22 protein-coding genes and 1 other RNA gene are annotated in these 22,838 nt (G+C 64.1%); 7 read left to right on the forward strand and 16 right to left on the reverse strand.

Going from position 1 to position 22,838, the window contains the following annotated elements; genetic code table 11:
• Positions 1-194: 194 nt before the first annotated feature.
• The 6 genes from ACO07D_RS17975 to ACO07D_RS18000 form a co-directional block, all read right to left on the reverse strand.
• A complete protein-coding gene (locus ACO07D_RS17975; RefSeq protein WP_421704304.1) occupies positions 195-914 on the reverse strand; it encodes an alanyl-tRNA editing protein in 720 nt (239 codons plus the stop codon).
• A complete protein-coding gene (locus tag ACO07D_RS17980) occupies positions 907-3,411 on the reverse strand; it encodes a DUF3772 domain-containing protein (RefSeq protein WP_421704305.1) in 2,505 nt (834 codons plus the stop codon). The genes ACO07D_RS17975 and ACO07D_RS17980 overlap by 8 nt, the downstream gene beginning before the upstream one ends.
• Positions 3,411-4,442, reverse strand: a complete 1,032-nt coding sequence (locus ACO07D_RS17985) for a cysteine synthase A (RefSeq protein WP_421704306.1) — start codon at positions 4,440-4,442, stop codon at positions 3,411-3,413. Before ACO07D_RS17985 ends, ACO07D_RS17980 begins: the two co-directional genes overlap by 1 nt.
• 63 nt (positions 4,443-4,505) lie before the next feature.
• Positions 4,506-5,627: an NUDIX domain-containing protein gene (locus ACO07D_RS17990; RefSeq protein WP_421704307.1), complete on the reverse strand. Its 1,122-nt coding sequence runs from the start codon at positions 5,625-5,627 to the stop codon at positions 4,506-4,508.
• Between the two features lie 22 nt (positions 5,628-5,649).
• The gene (locus ACO07D_RS17995) at positions 5,650-6,090 is read right to left on the reverse strand and encodes a TrgA family protein (RefSeq protein WP_421704308.1); all 441 of its coding nucleotides are present in this window, start codon (positions 6,088-6,090) and stop codon (positions 5,650-5,652) included.
• A gap of 45 nt (positions 6,091-6,135) precedes the next feature.
• Positions 6,136-7,344, reverse strand: a complete 1,209-nt coding sequence (locus ACO07D_RS18000; protein WP_421704309.1) for a class I SAM-dependent methyltransferase — start codon at positions 7,342-7,344, stop codon at positions 6,136-6,138.
• Between the two features lie 106 nt (positions 7,345-7,450).
• Here ACO07D_RS18000 and ACO07D_RS18005 point away from each other — a divergent pair, with 106 nt between their 5' ends.
• Positions 7,451-8,077: a hypothetical protein gene (locus ACO07D_RS18005; protein WP_421704310.1), complete on the forward strand. Its 627-nt coding sequence runs from the start codon at positions 7,451-7,453 to the stop codon at positions 8,075-8,077.
• A gap of 28 nt (positions 8,078-8,105) precedes the next feature.
• On the opposite strand, the gene ACO07D_RS18010 is transcribed toward ACO07D_RS18005, so the two are convergent.
• The 9 genes from ACO07D_RS18010 to ACO07D_RS18050 form a co-directional block, all read right to left on the reverse strand.
• On the reverse strand, positions 8,106-9,476 hold the full coding sequence (locus tag ACO07D_RS18010) for a cryptochrome/photolyase family protein (RefSeq protein ID WP_421704311.1): 1,371 nt from the start codon (positions 9,474-9,476) through the stop codon (positions 8,106-8,108).
• On the reverse strand, positions 9,473-10,696 hold the full coding sequence (locus tag ACO07D_RS18015; protein WP_421704312.1) for an aminotransferase class V-fold PLP-dependent enzyme: 1,224 nt from the start codon (positions 10,694-10,696) through the stop codon (positions 9,473-9,475). The genes ACO07D_RS18010 and ACO07D_RS18015 overlap by 4 nt, the downstream gene beginning before the upstream one ends.
• A 441-nt stretch (positions 10,697-11,137) precedes the next feature.
• Positions 11,138-12,721: a BCCT family transporter gene (locus tag ACO07D_RS18020; protein WP_421704313.1), complete on the reverse strand. Its 1,584-nt coding sequence runs from the start codon at positions 12,719-12,721 to the stop codon at positions 11,138-11,140.
• 229 nt (positions 12,722-12,950) lie between these two features.
• On the reverse strand, positions 12,951-13,403 hold the full coding sequence (locus ACO07D_RS18025; RefSeq protein ID WP_421704314.1) for a GNAT family N-acetyltransferase: 453 nt from the start codon (positions 13,401-13,403) through the stop codon (positions 12,951-12,953).
• Between the two features lie 227 nt (positions 13,404-13,630).
• Complete coding sequence (locus ACO07D_RS18030) at positions 13,631-14,014, reverse strand: Ltp family lipoprotein (protein WP_421704315.1); 384 nt, start codon at positions 14,012-14,014, stop codon at positions 13,631-13,633.
• Positions 14,015-14,229: 215 nt separating this feature from the next.
• A complete protein-coding gene (locus ACO07D_RS18035; RefSeq protein WP_421704316.1) occupies positions 14,230-15,219 on the reverse strand; it encodes an MDR family oxidoreductase in 990 nt (329 codons plus the stop codon).
• Positions 15,220-15,230: 11 nt separating this feature from the next.
• Complete coding sequence (locus ACO07D_RS18040; protein WP_421704317.1) at positions 15,231-16,337, reverse strand: dimethylsulfoniopropionate demethylase; 1,107 nt, start codon at positions 16,335-16,337, stop codon at positions 15,231-15,233.
• Positions 16,338-16,367: 30 nt separating this feature from the next.
• A complete protein-coding gene (locus tag ACO07D_RS18045) occupies positions 16,368-17,000 on the reverse strand; it encodes a DUF1326 domain-containing protein (RefSeq protein WP_421704318.1) in 633 nt (210 codons plus the stop codon).
• Positions 17,001-17,010: 10 nt separating this feature from the next.
• Positions 17,011-17,793, reverse strand: coding sequence for a DUF2182 domain-containing protein (locus ACO07D_RS18050; RefSeq protein WP_421704319.1), 783 nt, complete (start codon positions 17,791-17,793; stop codon positions 17,011-17,013).
• Positions 17,794-17,874: 81 nt separating this feature from the next.
• Here ACO07D_RS18050 and ACO07D_RS18055 point away from each other — a divergent pair, with 81 nt between their 5' ends.
• On the forward strand, positions 17,875-18,615 hold the full coding sequence (locus tag ACO07D_RS18055; protein WP_421704320.1) for a FadR/GntR family transcriptional regulator: 741 nt from the start codon (positions 17,875-17,877) through the stop codon (positions 18,613-18,615).
• Entirely contained in the window at positions 18,612-18,998 is a 387-nt protein-coding gene (locus ACO07D_RS18060) for an ectoine synthase (protein ID WP_421704321.1), read from the forward strand. The genes ACO07D_RS18055 and ACO07D_RS18060 overlap by 4 nt, the downstream gene beginning before the upstream one ends.
• A gap of 14 nt (positions 18,999-19,012) precedes the next feature.
• Here the strand turns inward: ACO07D_RS18060 and ACO07D_RS18065 are convergent, their stop codons facing one another.
• On the reverse strand, positions 19,013-19,657 hold the full coding sequence (locus tag ACO07D_RS18065; protein WP_421704322.1) for an LCCL domain-containing protein: 645 nt from the start codon (positions 19,655-19,657) through the stop codon (positions 19,013-19,015).
• 82 nt (positions 19,658-19,739) lie between these two features.
• Between ACO07D_RS18065 and ssrA the strand changes: the two genes are divergently transcribed.
• The 4 genes from ssrA (at position 19,740) to chrA (ending at position 22,819) form a co-directional block, all read left to right on the forward strand.
• Positions 19,740-20,088: a transfer-messenger RNA gene (ssrA, locus tag ACO07D_RS18070) on the forward strand.
• A 128-nt stretch (positions 20,089-20,216) separates the two neighbouring features.
• Complete coding sequence (locus ACO07D_RS18075; protein WP_421704323.1) at positions 20,217-20,651, forward strand: ester cyclase; 435 nt, start codon at positions 20,217-20,219, stop codon at positions 20,649-20,651.
• Positions 20,652-20,759: 108 nt separating this feature from the next.
• Positions 20,760-21,572 carry a chromate resistance protein ChrB domain-containing protein gene (locus ACO07D_RS18080; RefSeq protein WP_421704324.1) on the forward strand — a complete coding sequence of 271 codons (813 nt, stop codon included), beginning with the start codon at positions 20,760-20,762 and terminating at the stop codon, positions 21,570-21,572.
• Positions 21,569-22,819 carry a chromate efflux transporter gene (gene chrA / locus ACO07D_RS18085; RefSeq protein ID WP_421704325.1) on the forward strand — a complete coding sequence of 417 codons (1,251 nt, stop codon included), beginning with the start codon at positions 21,569-21,571 and terminating at the stop codon, positions 22,817-22,819. The genes ACO07D_RS18080 and chrA overlap by 4 nt, the downstream gene beginning before the upstream one ends.
• Positions 22,820-22,838: the final 19 nt, after the last annotated feature.

Here is a 22,838-nt window from a genome sequence, read left to right on the forward strand (position 1 = left end):
TGCTCAAGGGCTCGAAAAAACACGGCCAGGGAAGCCCCGGAAGTACCCACCTCTTTATCTTCCCGAAAGTATCCAGGGGAGGTCACGGGAGCAAAGCCCCCGCGCGCTTTTGGCTTCGCCAAAAGTGCTAGGCCCAACCCGGAACAAGCATCTTGGATGCGCAGATCCGGGGCGGGAGCCCCCCGGCTCGCGGGTCAGCCGTCCAGATGCACGTTGAAGCGCCGGTTCATGCGGCCCTTTTTTTCGACCTTGCCCAAGCGGATGCGACCGATCTCGCCAGTGCGGGCCACATGGGTGCCGCCGCAGGGTTGCAGATCGACCTGTTCATCCGCGGTACCGATACGCACCAGTCGCACGCGGCCGGCGCCCATCGGGGGTTTCACGGACATGGTCTTGACCAGGCCTGGATTGGCTTCCAGCTCGGCCTCGGTGATCCAGTCCTCGGTCACCTCCAGGTCGCGGGTGATGAGCGCATTCAGCGCATCTTCCAGCGCCTGTTTGTCCTCGGGCGGCTCTTCCATGACGAAGTCCAGTCGGCCCTTCTCCGTGCCGATCGACCCGCCGGTCACCGGCAGAGGCACCACGACGGACAAGAGGTGCAGCGCCGTGTGCACGCGCATATGGCGGTTGCGGGTGTCCCAGTCCAGGACCTGCGTGACCTGGGTGCCCGCAGGCGGCAGGGTGGCACCCTCGGTGGGCACCAGAACGATCTCATCGCCCTCGCCCTTCACCGTGGTCGCCACCACCATTTCGCCCCCGTCCCAGCGCAGGGATCCCTGGTCACCGGGCTGCCCGCCGCCGGTCGGGTAGAACAGCGATCCGTCCAGCACCACGCCGCCCTGATCCGTGTGGGAGAGCACAACACCCTCGGCCTCGGTCAGGTAGGCATCATCGCGAAACAACGGGTCACTCATCAGCTTCTCCTTCTGGGTCGGTGCTGCCGTGAATGTCAGAGGGGTCCAACGCAGCCAGGTTGGGAGAGGGCACGGTGGCGGGTTCCGAATAGGGCGGCTTGTCTGACGGCTCGGACACCTCTTCGGTACGCGCGCCGGTCAGAACTTCGGGATTGCGCAGCCAGATGTCGCGCTGGGCAAACGGGATCTCCAGTCCTTCTTCTGTAAAGCGGCGGGCGATTTCGTGGTTCATGTCGCTTTTCACCGACAGCACGTAGTTCACGTCGCGCAGGATCGCGCGGATCTCGAACTCCAGCGCATCGGCGCCGAAGCCCTGGAACACCACCGAGGGCGCCGGGTTCACGGTGACCATCGGATGCGCCTCGGCCACCTCCATCAGGATCTTCTCGACCAGCCGGGTATCGGTGCCATAGGCCACACCCACGGGCACGATCACCCGACCCACGGAATTGCCGCGCGTATAGTTCGTCACCACGCCGGAAATCAGGTCGCTGTTGGGCAGGATCACGTCCTGGCGGTCGAAGGTCTCGATCCGGGTGGAACGCACTGAAATGTCACGCACGTAGCCCATTTGCCCGCCGACCTCGATCCAGTCCCCTTCGGTAATCGGTCGTTCGATCAGCAGGATGATGCCCGAGACGAAGTTCGACACGATGTTCTGCAGACCGAAACCGATGCCCACGGACAGGGCCCCGGCGACAATTGCCAACGAGGACAGGTTGATCCCGGCGGCGGTGATCGCCACCAGGGCCGCCAGAAAGATCCCGACATAGCCAAGCCCCGAGGTGATCGCATTCTGCCCGCCCTTGTCGAGCTTGGTGCGCGGCAGGATCGAGCTTTTCAGCATGCCCTGCACCACGCGCGTCAACGCATATCCGATGACGAAGACGATCACGAAGGTCAGAAGGGCGCGCGGAGTCAGCACCGTCTCGCCCAGGCGGACCCCCTGCCCGATCGTGGTCCAGAGCTCGGTCAGGTCGGTCCAACGGGCGCCCCAGACAAGGCTCAGCACCGGAAGCGCGGCAAGGCCGGTCACGAAGCTTGCCAGTGTCGGCGTCAGCGCCTGGTTTGCCGCCTCCTCGTCGGACCCGGTCACCACGCCATAGAGGTTCGTGTAGAACTGGTTCAGCACCAGCAGCAGCCCCAGCACCCAGAGCGTCAGTGCGGTCGGGAACAGGATGGTCTGCGCCATCTGCACATAGCCAATGGCAGCCGCAACCGGTCCCAGATACCCGACAGCGACCACCAGCCTGCCCAGCATCTTCATCGTGCCCGCCCGGAAACCCAGCGCCCCCTCGTCCGCCTCCCCTTCCAGTTCGGCGCTGTGGCGGATCAGGCGCCCCATGCGCACCAGCAACAGGCCCGCGCCCAAGAGGAGTGGGAAGCTCAACACCGCCATGGTGTCGGCGGAATAATCCTCATAGGCGGCCAGCTCGCCCAGCCCGCGCGACAACCCGTAAAGCACCCCCAGCACGGCCGCATCGAACCGGCCTTCGGCGCGTTCGGCGCCGCTGGACAGGTTCAGCACCGCCCAAGGAGCGTTAGGCGACCCAAAAACGCGGGTGCCCAGCCAAAGGGCCGCAAAGAACAACAGCAGGGTGTTCGCCAGCATATCCGCCAGATACTGCCCGCGCAGGCCGATCACCCCGGAGGCCTCCAGCGCCGCCAGCAGCGCGACCAACCCCAGGAACGGCGCCACCACCTGCCCCAGCGAGGTCAGGAATATCAAGACGCCCTGTGTGGCCCCTTTTGAGCGTCGGAGCACCCGTTGCCCCGCACGCATGACCCAGGCCCGGCCGCGCATAACCAGAAGCGCGCCAATCACGCCAAGTCCGATCACCACCGGCAGGATGCGTTTGAGCTCGGCGCGCTGGGTTTCGGACCCCCAGGCATTTCGCACCTCGCTGCCTGCAGCACGCACCGTATCGACCACATCCTCGATCGCCCCGGGCCAGAGCGCCGGGTTCACCGGGGTTGGTCCCAGTTCGAACAGCAGGTCGGTCTGGCGGCTGCGCAACAGGCTATCGATCTCGCCCACCAGGGCATCGGCACGGCCGTGGGCCTCTTCGGCCTTCTGCACCGGCACACGCGCCTGGTTCAGCATCGCGGTCAGCTCATCGCGGCGCTGGGTCAGGATGGCGGGTTCCGTCTGCCCTTCGGCCGGCGGCGGGCCCAGCGTGGAAATCTGTGTCTTGAGCGTATTGATCCTGACCGCATTGGCCGCCTGCGCCTCGGAAAAGGCCTGACGCCAGGCAGTAAGGTCGCTGCGCAGTTCCTGCATGACCACATCCGAGGCCCGGCCGACCTGCAACGCATCCTCGACCCGCCCGGCCAGCTTGTCCCAGGTCTCATAATCCGGGGTGCCGTCGTTCAGGGCAACGACAACCGGGTCCGGGTCGCTGGGAATGACCGCCGGGGCGACCGTGTCCTGTGCGGCGGCCGCCAAGGGCAGCCAGAGGCACAGGGTGAGAAGCAGAAAGCGCAGAATGCGGGGCATCAATCCTCGTAGACTTCCGGCAACAGTGCCGGGGCCTTGTCGAGCCAGGCCGGAACCGGAAGATTTTTCTCTTTTAGGAATGTCGGGTTGAACAATTTCGACTGATAACGCGAACCATAATCGCAGAGCATGGTGACAATGGTGTGACCCGGCCCCATCTCGCGCGCCATGCGCATGGCACCGGCGATGTTGATGGCGGACGAGCCCCCCAGGCACAGGCCTTCGTGTTCCAGAAGGTCAAAGACGATCGGCAAAGCCTCTTCATCGGTGACCTGATAAAGCATGTCCGGCTTGAACCCGTCGAGGTTCCTGGTGATGCGGCCCTGACCGATCCCTTCGGTGATTGAAGTGCCCTCTGCATTGGCTTCGCCGTCACGGTAGAGGGTGAACAGGCCCGAGCCCATCGGATCGGTCAGCGCGACCTTCACGCCCTTGGGCTGCAGGGCCTCGGCCACACCGGCCAGGGTGCCGCCCGAGCCCACCGCGCAGGTAAAGCCATCCACACGCCCGCCGGTCTGTTCCCAGATCTCCGGCCCGGTGGTTTCCACATGGGCCTGCCGGTTGGCGATATTGTCGAACTGGTTCGCCCAAACGGCACCGTTCGGCTCGGTTTCCGCCAACTTTTTCGCCAGACGTTCGGAGTAACGCACGTAGTTGTTGGGGTTCTTGTAGGGCGCGGCGGGAACCTGGACCAGCTCAGCGCCCGCGAGGCGGATCATGTCCTTCTTTTCCTCGGACTGGGTTTCCGGGATCACGATCACCGTCTTGAAGCCCATCGAGGCGCCGACCAGCGCCAGGCCAATGCCGGTGTTGCCTGCGGTGCCCTCAACAATGGTGCCGCCCGGGTGCAGCTCACCACGGGCCAATGCGTCGCGAATGATATAGAGCGCCGCTCGGTCCTTCACGGACTGGCCCGGGTTCATGAATTCGGCCTTGCCGTAGATCGCGCAGCCGGTCGCTTCCGAGGCGGCATTCAGCCGGATCAGCGGCGTATTGCCCACCGAGGCCGCAAGGTCCTGTTTCACGTCCATCTTTTCACCCTTCCGCGCGTGTTCATTCCTTCCCCACAGGGATAAGGCCGCGCCATCGGGGTTTCAAGCACCGCCGCGCAGCCGATCACGGTTTTGCGCAAGCCAGAGCGCAGAAAGGACCAAGGGTCCGCATCCGGCCTCGCCCGTGGGTACAAGTTCCATCAGCTGGTCAAAGGAGATGACATGGGACCGGATATCCTCGGCCTCGTGGTCCACCCCGCCCAAACCGGCCGCGGTGTCGGGCAGATCCGCAATGGCGATATAGGACATCAGGAACTCGCTGACGGCACCGGGGCTGGGGTAATAGTCAGCGACGTGGTGCAACGTGCCGATCTCCAGCCCGGCTTCCTCCTGCGCCTCGCGGATCGCGGTTGCCTCTGCCGTTTCACCCGGGTCGATGCGGCCCGCAATGGGCTCCAACACCCAAGGGTTCGCGTCGCCGCGCAGATGCGGGCCGAAACGGAACTGTTCGATCACCATCACCACATCGCGCACGGGGTCATAGGGCAGCACGGTCACCGCGTCACCGCCGACGAAGCCCGCGCGGTTCACCACCTCGCTCATCGAGCCATCAAAGCGACGGAAGGACAGGTCATGTTCTTCCAGCGTAAAGAAGTTGGAATAGGGGCGGCTGGCGCGTTTCGTGTCGATGTCCCCTGCCCCGAAACGGCCGCGCACGGTGCTGGGCACCGAGGTCGCCGCGCGCACGCGACTGTCGGCGCGCATGCGGATCATGGTGAAACGTTTCTGCACCTCGGTGGCGGGCACCTCGGGGTAATAGGACATGACCTCACGCGCCGCGTGCACGGTCATTTCGCCCCAAATCTTGGCCCAGTCTTCCAGCAGCCAGGGATCGCCCGGCGTCCAATGACCTTCCTCGGGGAACCAAGCCTGGGCCCTGGCCGGGCCTGCATCGGTGGACAGCTCCACATCGCGCAGCTCATAGGCAAAGCCGCCCTCGTAATAATCCAGCCGCGCGATGTCCTCATCGCTCAGTCCGGTGACCAGAACACCATGCGCCGTGGCTCCAGGCATGGCATGCATCATCGGAAAGCACTGCCCGTCGGCCCAGGACACCTTGTGACCGGCCAGCGACGCGGGCTGCATCTGCGCCCGGCTTTCCCCGCCCAGGACAAGTTTCAACAGCGGCGCATGCCGCAGAGTTCCGTAAAAGAACAGATCCATCAGGGCCTCTCAATATCCAGAGTCAGTTCCAGCGCCGCGCGGCAAGTCCGGTAACTACGCCAGTGATCAGCCCGCCTGCAAGCAGTGTGCCGATCACTTCAGGCGTCGCCGCCGTCCACAGGTAGTCGACACCGATCTGGAACATGTCCTGCAACGCCTCAACCGGCCCGTCATAGCGTAGGCGCATCGACAGGCGGATCATTTCATAGCCGGAGAAGCTCAAAAGCACCCAGAAGCCCAACAGAAAGATGCTGCCCATGCCGATGCCCACCGAACTGCCGGTGCCATCGCCCAGCCGCTTGCCGGTGAACCGCCAGCCAACGATGAACCCCCAGGCGGCCGAGATCGGTGAAAACAACCCCACCTGTGTGCCTTCGGGCAAAAGCGGTTTGATCAGGTCGGCCACGACCCAGCCAAGGACTGCCAGGCAGATGGCCCCCACGAGTTTCGCCGCTGTCGGCATGTCACTGCTCCCTCTCATCGGCCCGGCGCCGATCCGCGTGACGTCTCAGGCCGGGTTCTCCATGGTTACCTGTACCACGTCACAGTTTCCGCTGTGAAAGGCCGCGGCGCAAGAGGTCAGATAGAAATTCCACATACGCCGGAACCGGTCATCGAACCCCATGGCCTGCACCCGGTCCCAGCGGGTGTTGAACGTATCATGCCAGCGCCTGAGCGTGATCGAGTAGCTTTCACCGAAAGCGATCTGGTTGCGCAGGGCAAGCCCCGCGCGGTCGATCTCGTGCCTCAGCGCGGTCTTTGACGGCAGCATGCCACCCGGGAAGATGTATTTCTGAATGAAATCAACACCCTTTCGGTAGCTTTCAAAGCGATGCTCAGCCAGGGTAATGATCTGCAGCGTGGCAAGTTTTCCGGGCCGCAGAACCCGGCGCACCGTGTCGAAATAGACCGGCCAGTATTTCTCGCCCACTGCCTCGAACATCTCGATCGAGGCGACGCCGTCATAATGCCCTTTCTCGTCTCGGTAATCCTGCATGCGGATCTCGACCCGGTCGGACAGGCCCGCGCGGGCGATGCGGTCGACCGCATAGTCATGCTGCTCCTGGCTGATCGTCAGCGCAGTCACGCGCAGCCCGCGTTTGCCCGCGGCATATTCGGCAAAGCCACCCCAGCCGCAGCCGATCTCCAGCACGTGATCGCCGGGTTTGACCCCCATCTGATCCACCATGGATGCGTATTTCTGTTCCTGCGCCTTTTCCGTGCTTTCCTGCCCGGTGCGGAAACGGGCCGAGCTGTAGGTCATGCTTTCATCCAGCCAGAGCGCATAGAAATCATTGCCCAGGTCGTAATGGGCCGAGATGTTCTTTTTCGCCTGTTTCTTGGTGTTGCGCTGCAGCCAGAAGCGCAGCCGTTCATAGGCGCGCACCAGTGCCATGCCGGGAAAGCCATTGTAGAGCTCTTCATTGTCGTCCTGGATCAGGTCCAGAAAGGCCTGCAGGTCAGGCGTGGTCCAGCCACCTTCGATATAGCTGTCGCAAAAGCCCAGTTCGCCCTCGCGCACAAGGCGCGCGAAGACATCGTCGTCATGGGCGTGGAGTTCCGCCACGAAGCCCGGGTTCTGCCCATGGGCGCGAAAGCGCCGCCCGTCGGGCAGTACGAAATCAAGTCGTCCGTTCTTAAGGCGACCGGCCAGGTCGAACACCTGCGCAAAATAGCGCGGCAGATCCTCCTGGCCTTCGGTCTTGGTCAGGATCATGCCATTTCCCCCCTTTATGGGGAAATGCTAAGCGAAAACGGGCGTTTCAGGCAAGTTTTGGACATAAAGCCCTGAAGTGATACCCTCAGAGTTGTAGGAGATTGCTATGAACCACCGAGTTTGGATACTTGTGATTGTCCTCGGCACTTTCGTTTATGCGTATCTAAAAAGCCTTGTAGACATTCCTGAAGAGGTACAACCGTCATTCCGTGCTGGCACAGTCGTTGCTCAAGGAGGCCTCTGGCTTTTAATTTCCGGCGTGTTTGCGGGTATCTACCAGGCTCTCAAGAACAACCCCAAAGCTGCTCTGGTGATATGGGGAATGGGAACCTTGCTTCTCGCGCTACTGTTCACTTTCGCGGACTTGGCGGGAAACACGCTTTCCACAACTCGAAGCACTCAACCCTTTGTTCTCTCAGCAGAATACAACCCTCAGAGATGCAAGCCCTCTCACCCGGTTCTGATAACCTTAACCAATCACTCGGGGAAAACCATCGAGAGTTGGTCGTTCCGCCTCGTTGCGACACATCCAGGTTACAGTGATCCCCTTGCAACCGGAAAAATTCGGTCAGGAAAGATTGTGAACAGTGGAGACACTTGGGAAAGCTGTTGGGCGATCCCGGAAGAGCGTTTCGTGTTCGGCGGCATTCCAATCGCTGACGTCGTGGTCAACGCGCCAGAGACACTTTTTTGGAAAGTCGAAGGTTTCTCCCCAACCTTCGAACGCCACTGACCAAATTCGTAAACCACAACCCCATTTCCTAGTAAACTTGCCGCCCGTTTCGCATGTCGTGATAGGCGGAAAGCGCGCGCTCGCGGCCCTGTTTGAGGGTGATCACGGGTGTCGGGGCAGGCATGTCCGGGGTAAGGCCCCAGCGCCGGGGCACCGCGTCGAAGAAGCCGCTGTCGGGTGCCAGCCAGCGGGCACGATAGGCGCCGGTGGGGTCGAACTTCTGCGCCTGTGTCTCCGGGTTGAAGATGCGAAAGAAGGGCGCGGCGTCAGGGCCGCAGCCCGCCACCCATTGCCAGCCCATGGCGTTGTTGGCCGGGTCCCAATCGACCAGGTGCTCGGCAAAGAACTCGGCGCCTATGCGCCAATGGGTCATCAGGTGTTTGGTCAGATACGACGCCACCAACATGCGCGCGCGGTTGTGCATGGTGCCGGTCAAATGCAGCTCGCGCATGGCGGCATCGACGATCTCCACCCCGGTGCGCCCCTGCATCCAGGCCTGCACCTCGGGGCGGGTGGCGTCCTGGTTCCAAGGGAAATGCTCCCAGCCCTCGCGCCAGTTGTCGCTCAGCATATGCGGGCTGTGCCAGGTCAGGTGCCAGGCGAAGTCGCGCCAGGCCAATTGGCGCTGAAACGCCTCCGCCCCGGATTGGCCGGAGGCCGCCCACCAGACCTGGCGCGGGCTGACCTCCCCGCAGGCCAGGGCGGCAGAGAGGCCGGAGCATGCCGCCTGCCCCAGCTGGTCGCGGGCGTCGCCGTAATCCGCCAGATGCTGCCCGGCGAATGTGTCGAGCTGGGCCAGAGCGGCCTCTTCTCCGGCTCGAATGTGCGCGGAAATGACCGCCCTGCCCCGGTTCATTGGCGCAGAGAGGTGCCAGTCGGCCAATGCCTCGGAGGCGGGCCACTGGGACGGCGCCGGGGGCGACACGGCGGGACGCGGCGGGGCAATGCCGCGCGCTGAAAGGGCACGCCAGAAGGGGGTAAAGACCTTGAAGTCACCGCCTGTCTTGGTTTTGACCTCCCAGGGTTCGGCCAGCAGGGCGCCGGGATAGCTTTCCGCCGGATGGGCGGCCTTCACCGCCGCACCGCTCTCTTTGCCCTGAGGGTCATAGCGCCGGGTCCAGACCACCAGATCCGCGCCGGTCTCGGCCATCAACCCACGCAGCACCTCGACCGGCTCGCCAGAGCGCAGGATCAACCGGCTGCCAAGCCCTTCGAGCCGCTTGGACAGTGCCCCCAGCGCCGCCTCCAACCGCAGCGCAGGCGCGGCGGGCAAGCCCCGCACCTCGTCGTCACGAATGAAGACCGGAATCACCGGTCCCCGCGCCGCCGCATGGGTCAGCGCGGGGTGATCGCCGAGCCTGAGGTCGCGGCGCAGCCAGAGGAGCGTCGGCCCGCTCACAACACCGTGTCGAGCGCATCCATGAGCTTCGCCACCTCATCCGCATGGGTGTAGTGGGTAAAGCTCAGACGCAGCACGCCCTTCTCGGGGTCGATGCCATGGGCCTCCAGTGCACGCACCGCATAGAAATCGCCGCCCCCGGCCATGATACCGTGGCTTGCCAATTCGGCGGCCACCGGATCGGCGGCGCGGCCCAGGTCCAGCGCCACGGTAGGCGCACGGTTTTCGGCCCGGTCCGGGCCCAGCAGACGTACCGAGTTCTTGGCCGACACGTGATCCAGCAGAGGTTGCAGCAGAGCGACCTCGTGGGCGCGCATCAGGTCATGGGCGCCCGCGCAGCGCGTGGCGGCGTCGCCCTCGATCCCGTGATGCGCCGTCAGCGCATCGATGTAATCCGCCATGCCCGCCGAGGCCGCGATTTGGGCATGATCCGGCCCGGCCGGGGTAAAGCGCTTGTAGAGGCTGTCCGCATTGAAATAATGTGCCTGGTTGGGCAGCGTCATGCCCAGATCGCGTCGGATCACCATGACGCCCTGGTGCGGTCCATAGGTCTTGTAGGCCGAGAACAGGTAGATATCCGCGCCGATTTCCCCAACGTTCACAAAACCATGCGGGGCGTAGCTGACACCGTCCACACAGACGAAAGCCCCAGCCGCATGGGCGCGCGCGGTGATCGCGACCACGTCGTTCACTTCGCCCACAACATTCGAGCAATGCGGGAAGCAGACCAGGCGCACCTTGTCGTCAAGCAGGTTGTCGAGGTCGGCGGGATCAAGGCTGCCCTTCTCAGGGTTCAGCCGCCATTCCCGCACCTCGATGCCCTCGTCAGCCAGACGGCGCCAGGGGCCGGTATTGGCCTCGTGGTCCTGGTTGGTGACGATGATCGCGTCACCCGGGTTCATCCACTGGCGAAAGGCCTGGGCCAGCACATAGGTGTTTTGCGTGGTCGAGGGGCCGAAGCTGACCTCATCCGTGTCGACGCCCAGCATCGCGGCCAAACGCGTGCGGGCCTCGTCCATCTCCTCGCCCGCCAGGCGCGAGGCGTCATAGGGCGCATAGGGCTGCACCTTGCGCTGAGTGTAATAGCGGGTCAGCCGGTCGATCACCTGGCGGCAGGTATAGGACCCGCCGGCATTCTCAAAAAAGGCTTGGCCCTGCAGGGTCGGTTCGGCAAACGCGGGGAACTGCGCCCGCACCCAGTCGATATCCAGTTGCGACATCCGTCGTCCTTTCATGTTCGGGGTGCGCCCGCCCAATCCCTGTCGGATCTGGCACACCAGTCCGGCAGGTCTTCCAGCCAGCAAGGCCCGGTGTCTCCCCGGCCCGCAGCCCCGTGAATGCGGGACGGGTTATGGGTAGCATCGGGGAGGCAAGGGTCAAGGGGGAAATGGGATTGAACTTGGTGAAAGCAGCGGGGCGGCGGCCGACCCTGGGTGGCCGCTTTCGCAACGAGAGTGTAAGGCAACCCGTCCGCGCAACCGGAACCGACGTGAGGGATGAAACGGCGTTATGCGCCCTCCTGTGGGGAGGGCCCCCTCCCGGCAGAGTTCGTTCCGAATTCGCCTGCCAGGTCAATGCAGGCGCCGCCCCGCTGCGCGGTGCGAGGGGTCCACAAAAAAGGGGCCCCGAAGGGCCCCTTTCAATCTCTTCTTCGCAAGAGCTTACTTGCCCCGCTTCTCCTGGCGCAGACCCAGGAAGATCGACACGCACATCAGGACCAGCACGATGGCGAACGGGAAGCCCGTCGCGATCGAGGCCGCCTGCAGCGCGCCAAGCCCACCGCCCAGAAGCAGCGCAATGGCGATGGCGCCTTCCAGCAAGCACCAGAACACACGCTGTGCGGTCGGTGCGTTGGTCTTGCCGCCCGCGGTGATCTGGTCGATCACCAGCGAACCCGAGTCCGACGAGGTCACGAAGAACACGATCACCAGGATGATGCCGATGAAGGACAGGATGCCGGTCATCGGGAAGGCCTCGAACATGGTGAACATCTTCAGCTCCAGCGCCGCCTCGGACAGGGCCGCGCCCTCGCCGGTCATGACCTGATCCAGGGCCGCGCCGCCAAAGACGCTCATCCAGATCGCACCGACGACGGTGGGGATGATCAAGACGCAGGTGATGAATTCACGCACCGTGCGCCCGCGCGAGATGCGCGCGATGAACATGCCGACGAAGGGCGACCAGCTGATCCACCAGGCCCAGTAGAAGGCAGTCCAGCCCTGCATGAAGTTGGTGTCTTCGCGGCCGATCACCCCGGACAGAGCCGGCAGGTTCACCGCATAGGCCCAGAGGTTGTCGAAGAAACCGGTCAGGATCGCCAGGGTCGGACCAACAATGACCACCAGCACGACCAGGATCGCGGCGAGGATCATGTTGATCTCGGACAGGCGTTTCACGCCCTTTTCCAGCCCCGCGACGACCGAGATCAGCGCGAATGCGGTGATCGCAATGATCAGGAAAACCTTCATGCCGTCGGAGACGGGAATGCCGAACAGGTAGTTCAGACCGGCCAGCGCCTGGCTTGCGCCCAGACCCAGCGAGGTCGCCAGGCCGAAAATGGTCGCAAACACCGCGAGCACGTCGATCACATGACCCAGGAAACCCCAAGTGTATTTGCCGAACAGAGGCTGGAACACCGAGCGCATGGTCAAGGGCAGCCCCCGGTTGAAGCTGAAGAAGGCCAGCGCAAGCGCCACGACTGCATAGACCGCCCAGGGGTGCAGGCCCCAGTGGAAGATGGTCGCGGCCATGGCCAGGCTGCGGGCCGCTTCCGGGTCGCCCGCGGCCGCACCCAGCGGCGCCCAGTCGGTGCGCGCGCCACCTTCAGCGGCGGTGCCGCCCAGCGAGGCGCCATAATGCGAGATCGGCTCGGCCACGCCCCAGAACACCAGGCCAATGCCCATGCCCGCGGCAAAGAGCATCGCGAACCAACCCATGTAGCTGTAATCGGGTTTCGCATCGTCCCCACCCAGGCGGATCTTGCCATAGGGCGAGACGATCAGGGCCAGGCTGAACAGCACGAAGATATTGCCCGACAGCATGAACACCCAGTCGAACCGGCTGGTCAGTGCGGGGCGCAGCCAGCCAAAGAACTCACCCGCCTGTTCGCGGAACACGAGCGCAAAGAAAACAAACGCCACGATCGTCAGGCCTGAGATGCCGAAGACCGGGTTGTGAATATCCAGGCCCATGACCTGGATGTTGTCCTGACCGACCTCGTATTCGGTCGGTTCTGTATCTGACATGACTGTCTCCCCACTTGTTGTGTGGGGCCAGTATCTGAACGCGATATCCGGGGGCTGGCCCGTTGAATTGGACCAGACGCCAACCGAAAGCGACAATGAAGGTCGGTTTTTGCGTCACGGCCTGCCGCCAGGGAACGCGGATGCGCAGGGCGCCCACCCGAGCGGGCGTACCGCCCGCGAGATATCATGGGTGGCCGCCCGCAGGGCGGGCACGCCGCCTGGTTGAGGGTCAGAGCGCCATCTGAAATCGCGCCGCGCTGCTCTCTGCCCCGACGAACCCCGCCCCTTCGTAGAAGGCCTGCGCCTGTGCATTGTCGACCTCGGCCACCACGGTCAGGAAATCCGCCTCCAGCCGCCGCGACAGGGCCACAGCTTCCGCCAGCAGCGCCCGCCCCACCCCCTGCCCGCGCAGCGGGCGGTGTACAAAGAGGTGGTGCAGCTCCATGCCCCTTTGCCCGAACTGCATGCGGGCGCGCGGGCAAAGCGCGGCATAGCCGACCAGCCCGCCGTGATGTTCGGCCACCAGCACTTGCAGCCAGGGCGCCTGCCCCAGACAGTCCCGCGCCAGCCCCGCCTGGGTCACCCGCGCGGTGTCGCCATGGTGACGTGCCAGGCTGTTCACCAAATCTGCCAGCGCCCGCAGATCCCGCGCGGCCACCGGCCTGATTGTCAGATTGTCCATCGTTCTTGTCCTTTCTCAGGCCCCGAGACCCGGTTCTGAGAAAGAAAAGACCGCCCTCGGGGCGGTCTTTCATCTGCACATGCTTGCCACCCGTTCTATGAGAACAGGGGATAATAGGCGATGCTGTGCGGCAGTTTGATCATGGGCACCTTGTGGCGCAGGCGGCGGGGCCGGTCAAGCCCCGCTGCACATTCTCAAACAGGGGACGCAGTCCGCGCTCCTGAGATTTAGCACGCGCCCGCTTGGTGCGCACCGAACGTGGCCTGTTCGACCGTATACCCGTCACCTGCATCAGATGACAGTTGCTCGATCAGCCCACGACACGAAAACCCCATGATGCTCAAGTATTGTTCAGCGGACGCCACCGCCTGCATGTTCCAATCAACCGACAGACTATCCACCGCGACCGTTGCATCGTGCCGATCATAGGCATCACCATAGGGGGACGAGAGCTGTTCAATCAGTCCTTTTCTGGAGAAACCCGAAAAGCTCAGGTAGCTTTTTGCAGATCTGACCGCGTTCTTTTGCGGGCCGGTCAACCCCTGTGCCGTTGCAATAGATGAGCTCATGAGGCCCACTGAGACGACGAATGTGAAAACTGTTTTGTGCATGGATTCCAGATTCCTGAACGAAGGAGATTCAACTGCATTTCAATGAATGCAGGTCAACCTTTAGGAGAAATCAATCGCGGCTGTCAAAGGCTTCCCAAAACGTCAGTTCAATCCTCGCATCCTGCGTGTTCTCCCACACCGTTGGTTGCGGCGATGCTAACCTTTCCAACTTCGAACCCGGAGGCGGGGCCGGTCAAGCCCCGCCGCGCAAATCATCAGGCGTTCACGTCCACCACGACACGCCCCTTGACCTGGCCCTTCAGGATATCCTTGCCCAAGCCCGGCAGGTCGGCCAGCGTCGCGGGCTGCACCATGGCGTCGAGCTTGTCCATCGGCAGGTCGCTGGCAATGCGCTGCCAGGCGCGCAGGCGGTTCTCATAGGGCTGCATGACCGAGTCGATACCCAACAGGTTCACGCCGCGCAGGATGAAGGGGGTGATCAGCGCACCGTCGATGGCGGCGCCGCCCGCAAGCCCGATGGCCGCGACGGAGGTGCCGTATTTCATCTGTTTCAGAACCCGGCCCAGCATGGCGCCGGCAACGGCATCGACACAGCCCGCCCATTCCTCGCTTTCCAGCGGCTTGCGGGTGACCTCGGTCAGTTCCTCGCGCGCCACGATGCGGCTGGCGCCGAGCGACTTGAGGTAGTCCGCCTGATCCGGACGCCCGGTCACGGCCGCCACCTCGTAACCCAGGTTGGCCAGGATCGCCGTCGCAACTGAGCCCACACCGCCGGCAGCCCCGGTGACCAGAACCGGACCGTGGTCCTTCTCCATCCCCTGATCCTCCAGCGCCATGACCGCCAGCATCGCGGTCAGACCCGCCGTGCCCACCGCCATCGCCTGGCGCGTGTCCAGCCCGTCGGGCAGCGGCACCAGCCAGTCGGCGCGCACGCGGGCCTTCTGGGCGTAGCCGCCCCAATGCGCCTCGCCCACGCGCCAACCGGTCAGCACGACCTTGTCGCCAGGCTTGTAGCGGTCATCCGACGAGGCCTCGACGGTCCCGGCGAAATCAATCCCAGGGATATGCGGATACTTGCGCACCAGCCCACCACCCGGCCCGACGCAGAGCCCGTCCTTGTAGTTCACGGTGGAATAATCGACCGCCACCGTGACCTCGGCCTCGGGCAGCATGTCCTCGCTGATGTCCTCGACGGCGGCGACGGGTTTTTCGTCGCCTTCCTTGCGTACGATCAGGGCTTTCATGGGGGTTCTCCTCAGATCCAGAATTTCTCATGCACGGTCGCGGGGCGCATCCCGTCCGTGGTTTCGACCTCCAGCCGGGTGCCCGCGTCCCAGTGGGAGCGGTCGACCATGGCGATGGAGACGGTGGTGTTGAAGTCCGGTGACCAACCGGCCGATGTAACCTGACCGACCTTGCGACCGTCTGCCAGCAGCGGCCAGATACCGGCGATCGGGGTCAGCTCGTCGCCGGCAATCTCGACCGCGCGGATTTGCCGCTCCGGTTCGGAGCGCGAAGCCAACCCGGCCTTGCCGATATAGTCCCGGGGCGAGTTCACGAACTTGCCCAGCCCGATCTCATAGGGCGTATTGCTGCGGTCCATGTCGTTGCCATAGGACAGCAGCCCGCCCTCGACGCGTTCGCGGGTGGATGGGCACCCGGCGCGCACCTCAAGGTCCTCGCCGGCAGCAAAGAGCGCGTCCCACAGCGGCATGCCGTTTTCCGTGCCCTCGACATAGATCTCAAACCCGCCCTGTTTCGAATAGCCGGAACGCGCCACGACGAACTCCTGCCCTTCGAACGCCAGTTTCTTGTAGCGGAAGAAACGAATGTCGCGTGCGGCATCGCCAAAAACCCGCGCCATCAGGTCGTCGGATTTCGGCCCCTGCACGGCGAGCGGAGACACATCCGGCTCCCAAACCCGCACGTCCAGACCCAACGCGTCCCGGATGCCCAGGACATATTGCAGGTAATCGCTGTCGGCGAGCGAGATCCAGAAGTGATCCTCGGCCAGTTTCACCAGCACGGGGTCATTCAGCAGCCCGCCATCCCGGTCAATCGCGGGCATGTAGTAACACTGATCATCCGCCATGCGGTCCAGGTCACGCGGGGACAGCATGTCCATCAGCCGCCGCGCATCCGGGCCCTGCACCGCCACCTGGCGTTCGCAGGAGACATCCCAGACCTGAACATGTTTCTTCAGGTGGTGATAGTCATAGACCTCGCCCTCGAAGACCGAGGGCAGGATCATGCGGTTGTAGACCGTGCAGACGGACATGCCAGCGGCGGTCACACCCTCGTAAAACGGGGTGCGGCGCACGCGGCGGGAGGGGAAGATTGATGCCCCTGATGATTTTGCCATGGGTCGCGCTCCCTAGCAGGTGGTCCGGGCTTAGCGCCCGGGCCCTTTCCAGTCGATCTGGCAGATCTCGGCGGATTTGCCGTCGAAATCCCACACCCGGCCAAAAGCACGCACGCGGCCCTGGTTGGCGGTGGCGACGGTGATGTCCGGCCCCATCCAGTATTCGGTGTTGGTGATGACCTGGTCCTCGCCGTTCTTGCCCGGCACCGGCTCGATCTCGCCCTTGATGGCGCGGCCCACCATCAGGCGGCGCTTCTTGCCCTCGGTCTCAAACGTGATCGGCGCGCGTTCGGCGCCCAGGAAATCGCTGACCAGCATGGAAAACAGCCCGGTGGTGCCCTTGGCCTTGCCGGTAAAGATGTTCAGAAGCCCCTCAAACGCCGCATCCGAGGCACGGTCGTCGATATAGGCCGCCGCCTTCCAGTTCCCGCGCGCCATGTTGCCGGGAATTTCCAGCAGCAGGCCGATGTTCAGGCCCGACAGGTCCTCGTCCCCATATTGGCCCTCGTCAATGCGAATGCCGGCCCAGCCCATGCAGTAGCCCTCGGTCGGCGGGTGGTTGCCCAGGCTGACCACGCAGGGGCAGAACACCGTGCAGTTGCAGTTGAGGATCAGCTCCCCCTTGATGGTCCAGTTGACCGTTCCAACTTGTGCACCGTCCATTGCGTCCTCCTCAGATCAGCGCGTTTGTGATCACCGCGAGACCCGCGGCAATCAGCCCCCACCCGAGCGGCCTCGTCAGCAGCCGCCCAATGTCGGGAAGTTTTTCGAAAATCATCACCAGCGTGGCGAGGCCCATAAAGGCCAGGTTCATGACCCCGCCGACAAACCCCAGAAGCATCAGCGCCCAGCAGCAACCAAGGCAGAGCGCGCCGAGGCGCAGGCCCAGCTCCAGCGGGTTTCGCAGACCGGGGCGCCAGTATTGCATGAAGAAGGTCAAGGGCTCGCGGCATTGGGTCAGGCAGCTGTCCTTGAGCGCCGAGAACTGGTAGGACCCTGCCCCGATCAGCAAGCTCCCCGACAGCCACGGCGTCAGGCTTTGGCCGACGGGTGACACCAGCCCCGCACGGAAGAGCGCGATCTGCAGCCCGGCGGCGACAGTGGAAAAGCCCAGCCAGATCAGCAGATAGCCCGTCAGCAACAACATGAACCCCTGCCGCGTGGCCGCGCCCGAATGGATCAGGTCATCATAGGTGGCCAGCGCCGGCAAGAAGGTCGGCGCCATCATCGCCGCCGCCATCACTGCCCACATGGCCGCCACGCCCCAGTATCCCGCCTGGTCCGGCGTCACGATGCAGAGCGATTGCCAGAATTCGACACCGTAAAGGTTGGCCGCCGCCACCATCTCGGGCGGCAGGGCCATGGCATAGAGCGCCACCCACCCCGCAAGGATCAGGCCGAACAGCGTCAGCCAATGCGGCGCCGCCATGGCGCGAATCCTTGACGAAAGGGGCATTTTTCCTCCATCCCTGAGTCGGTGTATATAATGTCTGACAATTGAATGTCTGACAATTGATAACATTCGGAGTGACGCCGCGTGAAAACCGAACTTGAGCAGAACCGCGACCTGTCCGTCCAGATCGCCGAGGCCATTCGCGATGCGATCATGTCGGGCGGATTGTTGGTGGATGAGCGCCTGCCGTCCGAGGCGGAGCTGTGCGAGAAGTTCGGCGTCTCGCGCCCCACCGTGCGCGAGGCGCTGAAACGGCTGGCGGCGCAGAACCTGATCCGCACCCAGCGCGGCGCCTCCGGTGGCGCCTTCGTGAACCGGATCAGTTTCGAGGAAGCCTACGGGCAGCAGATCACCACCTCGACGCTGCTTCTGTCGATGAACAAGGTCGATTTCGAAACCGCCTGCGAGGCGCGTTACGCAATGGAACGCGCCTGTGTCACCCTGTCAGCCGCACGACGCACCCCCGACCAACTGGCCACCATGCGCGCCGAGATCCACCGCCAGTCGCAACCCGGCCTGTCGGATGAAAGCTTCTGCGCCTCGGACGTGGCCTTTCACCGGGCGCTGGTAGATGGGGCGGGCAACCCGGTGTTGTCCTACCAGCTGGCGGGTGCGGTCGAGGCGACTCAACCGCTGATGAACATGATTACCTTTACCGCGCGGTCACGAGAGGAGATCGTCGCGCTGCACACCCGCATTGCCGACGCGATCGAGGCTGGCGATGGCGAGGCCGCCGATCAGGCGTTGGCAGATCTGACCGCCTACACGCTGACACTCGCCGAACAGGTACGCGCCGCCCGCGCGGCACGGATCAGCGCCCCATGATCGTCCGTGAACTGACCGCAATCGAAGCCACCGGCCGTTTCGTCGACTGGGGCAATGGCACCAGCCACCGCCTTCTGGTGGCCGAGGATGGTATGGGGTTCACGATGTGCCACACCATCGTACGCGCGGGCACCGAGACGCGGTTGAAGTACGACAACCACCTGGAGGCCTGTTACTGCATCGCGGGCACCGGCAAGGTCGAAGAGGTGGGCGGCCCCACCCACGCCCTGCGGCCCGGCGTGATGTATGCGCTGGACCAGCACGACGACCACATTCTGCGTGCCGATGCAGGAGCGGACCTCGTGCTGGTCAGCGTGTTCAACCCGCCGCTGACGGGCCAGGAAAGCCACGATCCCACCCGCGAGGGGCCGTCGGGCTACTGACCCACCCTTCGGGGTCAGTTCCAGTTGAAGGTAAAGCTCTGCTGATACTGGCCCCAGCTTTGCGTGGTGATCCCGTTGTGGCTCTGCCCGAAATAGCTGTCCAACCCCTCAACCGCCAGAACGGTGACATTGCCCCCCTGTGCGTCGATCACCCCTTCGAAGATCGCCGCCGCGCAGATATCGCTGTCAGCGGTAAAGGGTCCGCTGCCCCAGACCGTGCCGCTGCCCGCGCCCGGCGCGCAGGAACAGGTCATCGGCGACCGTGCCGCATCAAAGGCCCCGCAGGCTGCCACATTGGCAGGCGCGCTGGCCTTGCCGCGCAGGATCTCGACCGAAGTGTCATAGCTTCCCCAGCTCTGTGTCGTTACCCCGTTTTGCGAAGATCCCGAATACTGCGCCTGCCCTGCTGCGCGGGCGACCAGGATCTTGCCACCGTTCACACCAATCGCGCCCGCATGGCGCGCCGCCTGGCACAGATCGCTGTCGGCCGTATAGGGACCGCTGCCCCAGACCGTGCCGCGGCTCTGATCCGCCGTGCAGACACAGGTATAGGTGTCCTGATCCACCGGATAGCGCCCACAGGTCTCGGCCGCCTGCGCGCCTCCGCCCACTGCCATCAACGCGGTCCCGCCCAGGACCAAGGCTTTCAACTTCTTCATCTTCTATCTCTCCCTTGAAACATGCTGGCTGAAAAGAACCACGCACAGGGTAAGACGCTTTTTGCCTTTTTCGCAACCAAGGCGGGTTGAGCTGCGGCCCCGGGGGGCTTATATCTGGTCTGTCCTTCGGGACTATGGACATAAACGCGCTCGTAATAAGCGGATCGGACCCGGGGGCGGTACCCGGCGGCTCCACCAAACATCCCATCGTTGGGGATCATGGGGCCGAAACAGGATCGACGGACGTCTAAAGGGGTTAGCTTTGTCTCGGCTGGGTGCCACCGTATCGGCCCGCTAAAGTACAATTGCCAACGACAATCGTGCTCCGGTCGCTCTGGCTGCGTAAGCAGTCCGAAAGATCGAAACTTAAGCCCTTTCGCCTAGCCGCGTGAGGCGGGGTTCGCAGGTACCTGGCAACAGAAACCTGCACTTATCTCCCCCATCAGTCACGGTCGATTTCCCCTGCGTCATGCGGATTTCCCGGCCGCGTGTCACAAGCCGTTAACCATTTGGGCCTAAGCTGTCCTCCGAGCAGACAAGATACGAGATGGAGCAACCGATGACGGCTCTGGACACACTCAAGACCTGGTATGATCGGGTCTGGTTGCAAGGCGACCTGGACGCGATCGACGAACTTTTCACCCCGGACACCGAAGCCCGCGGCATGATGGATTTCGCCGTCGGGCCCGAGGATTTCAAGGCGCTGGTGCCCGCCTTCCTGGCCCATGTGGCGTTGCAGGACATCCGTTATGACAAGGTGGTCGAGATGGGAGACTGGGTCTGGGCCTCGATGTCGGCCCACGCCACCTCACGCGCGACCGAGGCACCGGTGCGCGTCACCGGCCAGATCATGGTGCGGGTGCAGGAAGGGCGCATCGTCGAGGCCTATAACCAGTTCGACTTTCTGGCCCTCTTTGAACAGCTGGGATATCTGCCGCCCGACACGCTGGCCCTGTGCCTGTCCGGCGAGGGGCTGGGACTGCCGGGGGCTTGACCACCCCCTGCCCGGTCTGGCACCTAGCGCTCATGGGGTTGCGCATCCACCCCGTGAGACCAAGGTCGAAGGAGCGCATCCATCACGACTGACATGAAGGATGCCCCCATGCCCGCCTTTAGCGAAATCTCTCCGCAGCAATTGATGCGCCTGATCGGCACCCCTGAGGGCCCCGTGGTGATTGATGTCACCCTCGACGCGGACTTTGACGCCGATCCGCACCTCATCCCCACAGCTCGGCGCTGCCCGCATGACCAGATCATCACCCTGGCGCTGGGTTTGCAGGGCTGTTGCGTCGTGGTGGTCTGCCAGAAAGGTCTGAAACTCAGCCATGGCGCCGCCGCGCGGCTGCGCGCCGAAGGCGTCCATGCCGAAGCGCTTGAAGGCGGCAACCTGGGCTGGAAGACCGCAGGCCTGCCGCGCGTGCCAGCAAGGGTCCTGCCAGAGAAGGCCGACGACGCCACGCTCTGGGTCACCCGGCACCGGCCCAAGATCGACCGCATTGCCTGCCCCTGGCTGATCCGCCGTTTTGTCGACCCCGACGCCCGGTTCCTCTTCGTCCCGCCCGCCCAGGTCGCCGATGTGGCCGAGCGTTTCGGCGCCACCCCGTTCGACGTGAATGGCGTTTTCTGGACCCATCGCGGAGACGGATGCAGCTTTGATACAATGGTCGCCGAATTCGGCCTGACCACCCCCGCGCTTGAACGCCTCGCCCGGGTGGTGCGCGCCGCCGATACGAACCGCCACGACCTCGCCCCCGAGGCCGCCGGTCTGCTGGCCCTGTCCGTCGGCCTGTCGCGCCAGTTCAAGGACGATATGGCCCAACTGAAGGCAGCCATGCCGCTCTATGACGCGCTCTACCGTTGGGCGCGCGACGGGGTGGGCGAGACCCATGAACATGGCGCGGAGCGCAAGGCATGAACGCCCCAACGCTGGCCGAAATCACCCGCATCTTCGCCCGCATTGGCCTGATGTCCTTCGGTGGTCCGGCGGCACAGATCGCCGTCATGCACCGTGAGCTGGTCGAGGACCGCCCCTGGCTGACCGAAGACCAGTTCCTGCGCGCCCTGTCCTTCTGCATGCTGCTGCCGGGGCCTGAGGCGATGCAGCTCTGCACCTATGCAGGTTGGCGCCTGAAAGGCGTGACCGGTGGGCTGATCGCCGGGCTGCTGTTCGTGCTGCCCGGCGCCGCCGTGATGCTTGCCCTGGCCTTGGCCTATGCCACCTGGGGCACCCTGCCCACGATCGAGGCCATCTTCCTGGGCATCAAGGCCACGGTAGTGATCGTGGTATTGCAGGCCCTGGCCAAGTTGGCGAAAAAGACGCTACATCAAAGGGATCGCTGGGTCATTGCAACCCTGTCGTTCATCGCGCTCTACGGCTTTGCGGCCCCCTTCCCCGCAGTGATCGGTCTGGCCGCCGCCTATGGCGCACTGACCGCTTCCGGCACCACCGAGCCCGCGCCGCGCCCCAAGGCCGCCGCCACCCTGCGCGCCACGCTGACCTGGGGCGTACTCTGGGCTGCGCCGATCGCTGCTGCCTGGGCCACGGGTGCACAGACCCTGACCCAGATCGGCCTGTTCTTTTCCAAGCTGGCCGTGGTCACCTTCGGCGGCGCCTATGCGGTGCTGGCCTATATGACACAGGAGGTGGTGACCCGCCACGGCTGGCTCACCACCGCACAGATGATGGACGGGCTGGGCCTGGCCGAAACCACGCCCGGCCCCCTGATCCTGGTGACCGAGTTCGTGGGCTTCCTGGCGGGTTTCGGCGCGGGCGGCGTCGGCCTGGCCCTTGCGGCCACGGCAATGACGCTCTGGGTTACCTTCGTGCCCTGTTTCCTATGGATCTTCGCCGCCGCGCCACACGTGGAATGGCTGACCACCCGCCCGCGTCTGAAAGGCGCACTATCGGCCATCACAGCCGCCGTGGTCGGGGTGATCGCCAACCTGTCGCTCTGGTTCGCGCTGCACGTCTTCTTTGCCGAGGTCACAAAGGCCCGCGCACCCCTTGCCGCAGCCTTCCCCATACCCGCCAGCCTAGACCTGACCGCCCTAGTGCTGGCTGCCCTGGCCGCGGTGCTTCTGGTGCCGTTCAAACGCCCGCTGCTCCTGACCCTCGCCCTGATGGGTGGGGCCGGTTGGCTCGCCGGGGTCCTTACCATCTGACTTCCCTTCCCCCCCGAAT

The organism is Aliiroseovarius sp., assembly GCF_965228805.1.
Taxonomy (GTDB): Bacteria; Pseudomonadota; Alphaproteobacteria; order Rhodobacterales; family Rhodobacteraceae; genus JASBTN01.

Bases quoted from the DNA above. Each gene is read 5' to 3' on its own strand.
- ACO07D_RS18020 (WP_421704313.1), bottom strand. From the start codon at position 12,721: ATGTCAGATACAGAACCGACCGAATACGAGGTCGGTCAGGACAACATC.
- ACO07D_RS18050 (WP_421704319.1), bottom strand. From the start codon at position 17,793: ATGCCCCTTTCGTCAAGGATTCGCGCCATGGCGGCGCCGCATTGGCTG.
- ACO07D_RS18060 (WP_421704321.1), top strand. From the start codon at position 18,612: ATGATCGTCCGTGAACTGACCGCAATCGAAGCCACCGGCCGTTTCGTC.
- ACO07D_RS17980 (WP_421704305.1), bottom strand. From the start codon at position 3,411: ATGCCCCGCATTCTGCGCTTTCTGCTTCTCACCCTGTGCCTCTGGCTG.
- ACO07D_RS18030 (WP_421704315.1), bottom strand. From the start codon at position 14,014: ATGCACAAAACAGTTTTCACATTCGTCGTCTCAGTGGGCCTCATGAGC.
- chrA (WP_421704325.1), top strand. From the start codon at position 21,569: ATGAACGCCCCAACGCTGGCCGAAATCACCCGCATCTTCGCCCGCATT.
- ACO07D_RS18025 (WP_421704314.1), bottom strand. From the start codon at position 13,403: ATGGACAATCTGACAATCAGGCCGGTGGCCGCGCGGGATCTGCGGGCG.
- ACO07D_RS17990 (WP_421704307.1), bottom strand. From the start codon at position 5,627: ATGGATCTGTTCTTTTACGGAACTCTGCGGCATGCGCCGCTGTTGAAA.
- ACO07D_RS17985 (WP_421704306.1), bottom strand. From the start codon at position 4,442: ATGGACGTGAAACAGGACCTTGCGGCCTCGGTGGGCAATACGCCGCTG.
- ACO07D_RS18075 (WP_421704323.1), top strand. From the start codon at position 20,217: ATGACGGCTCTGGACACACTCAAGACCTGGTATGATCGGGTCTGGTTG.
- ACO07D_RS18040 (WP_421704317.1), bottom strand. From the start codon at position 16,337: ATGGCAAAATCATCAGGGGCATCAATCTTCCCCTCCCGCCGCGTGCGC.
- ACO07D_RS18045 (WP_421704318.1), bottom strand. From the start codon at position 17,000: ATGGACGGTGCACAAGTTGGAACGGTCAACTGGACCATCAAGGGGGAG.
- ACO07D_RS17975 (WP_421704304.1), bottom strand. From the start codon at position 914: ATGAGTGACCCGTTGTTTCGCGATGATGCCTACCTGACCGAGGCCGAG.
- ACO07D_RS18080 (WP_421704324.1), top strand. From the start codon at position 20,760: ATGCCCGCCTTTAGCGAAATCTCTCCGCAGCAATTGATGCGCCTGATC.
- ACO07D_RS18015 (WP_421704312.1), bottom strand. From the start codon at position 10,696: ATGTCGCAACTGGATATCGACTGGGTGCGGGCGCAGTTCCCCGCGTTT.
- ACO07D_RS18035 (WP_421704316.1), bottom strand. From the start codon at position 15,219: ATGAAAGCCCTGATCGTACGCAAGGAAGGCGACGAAAAACCCGTCGCC.
- ACO07D_RS18065 (WP_421704322.1), bottom strand. From the start codon at position 19,657: ATGAAGAAGTTGAAAGCCTTGGTCCTGGGCGGGACCGCGTTGATGGCA.
- ACO07D_RS18000 (WP_421704309.1), bottom strand. From the start codon at position 7,344: ATGATCCTGACCAAGACCGAAGGCCAGGAGGATCTGCCGCGCTATTTT.
- ACO07D_RS17995 (WP_421704308.1), bottom strand. From the start codon at position 6,090: ATGCCGACAGCGGCGAAACTCGTGGGGGCCATCTGCCTGGCAGTCCTT.
- ACO07D_RS18005 (WP_421704310.1), top strand. From the start codon at position 7,451: ATGAACCACCGAGTTTGGATACTTGTGATTGTCCTCGGCACTTTCGTT.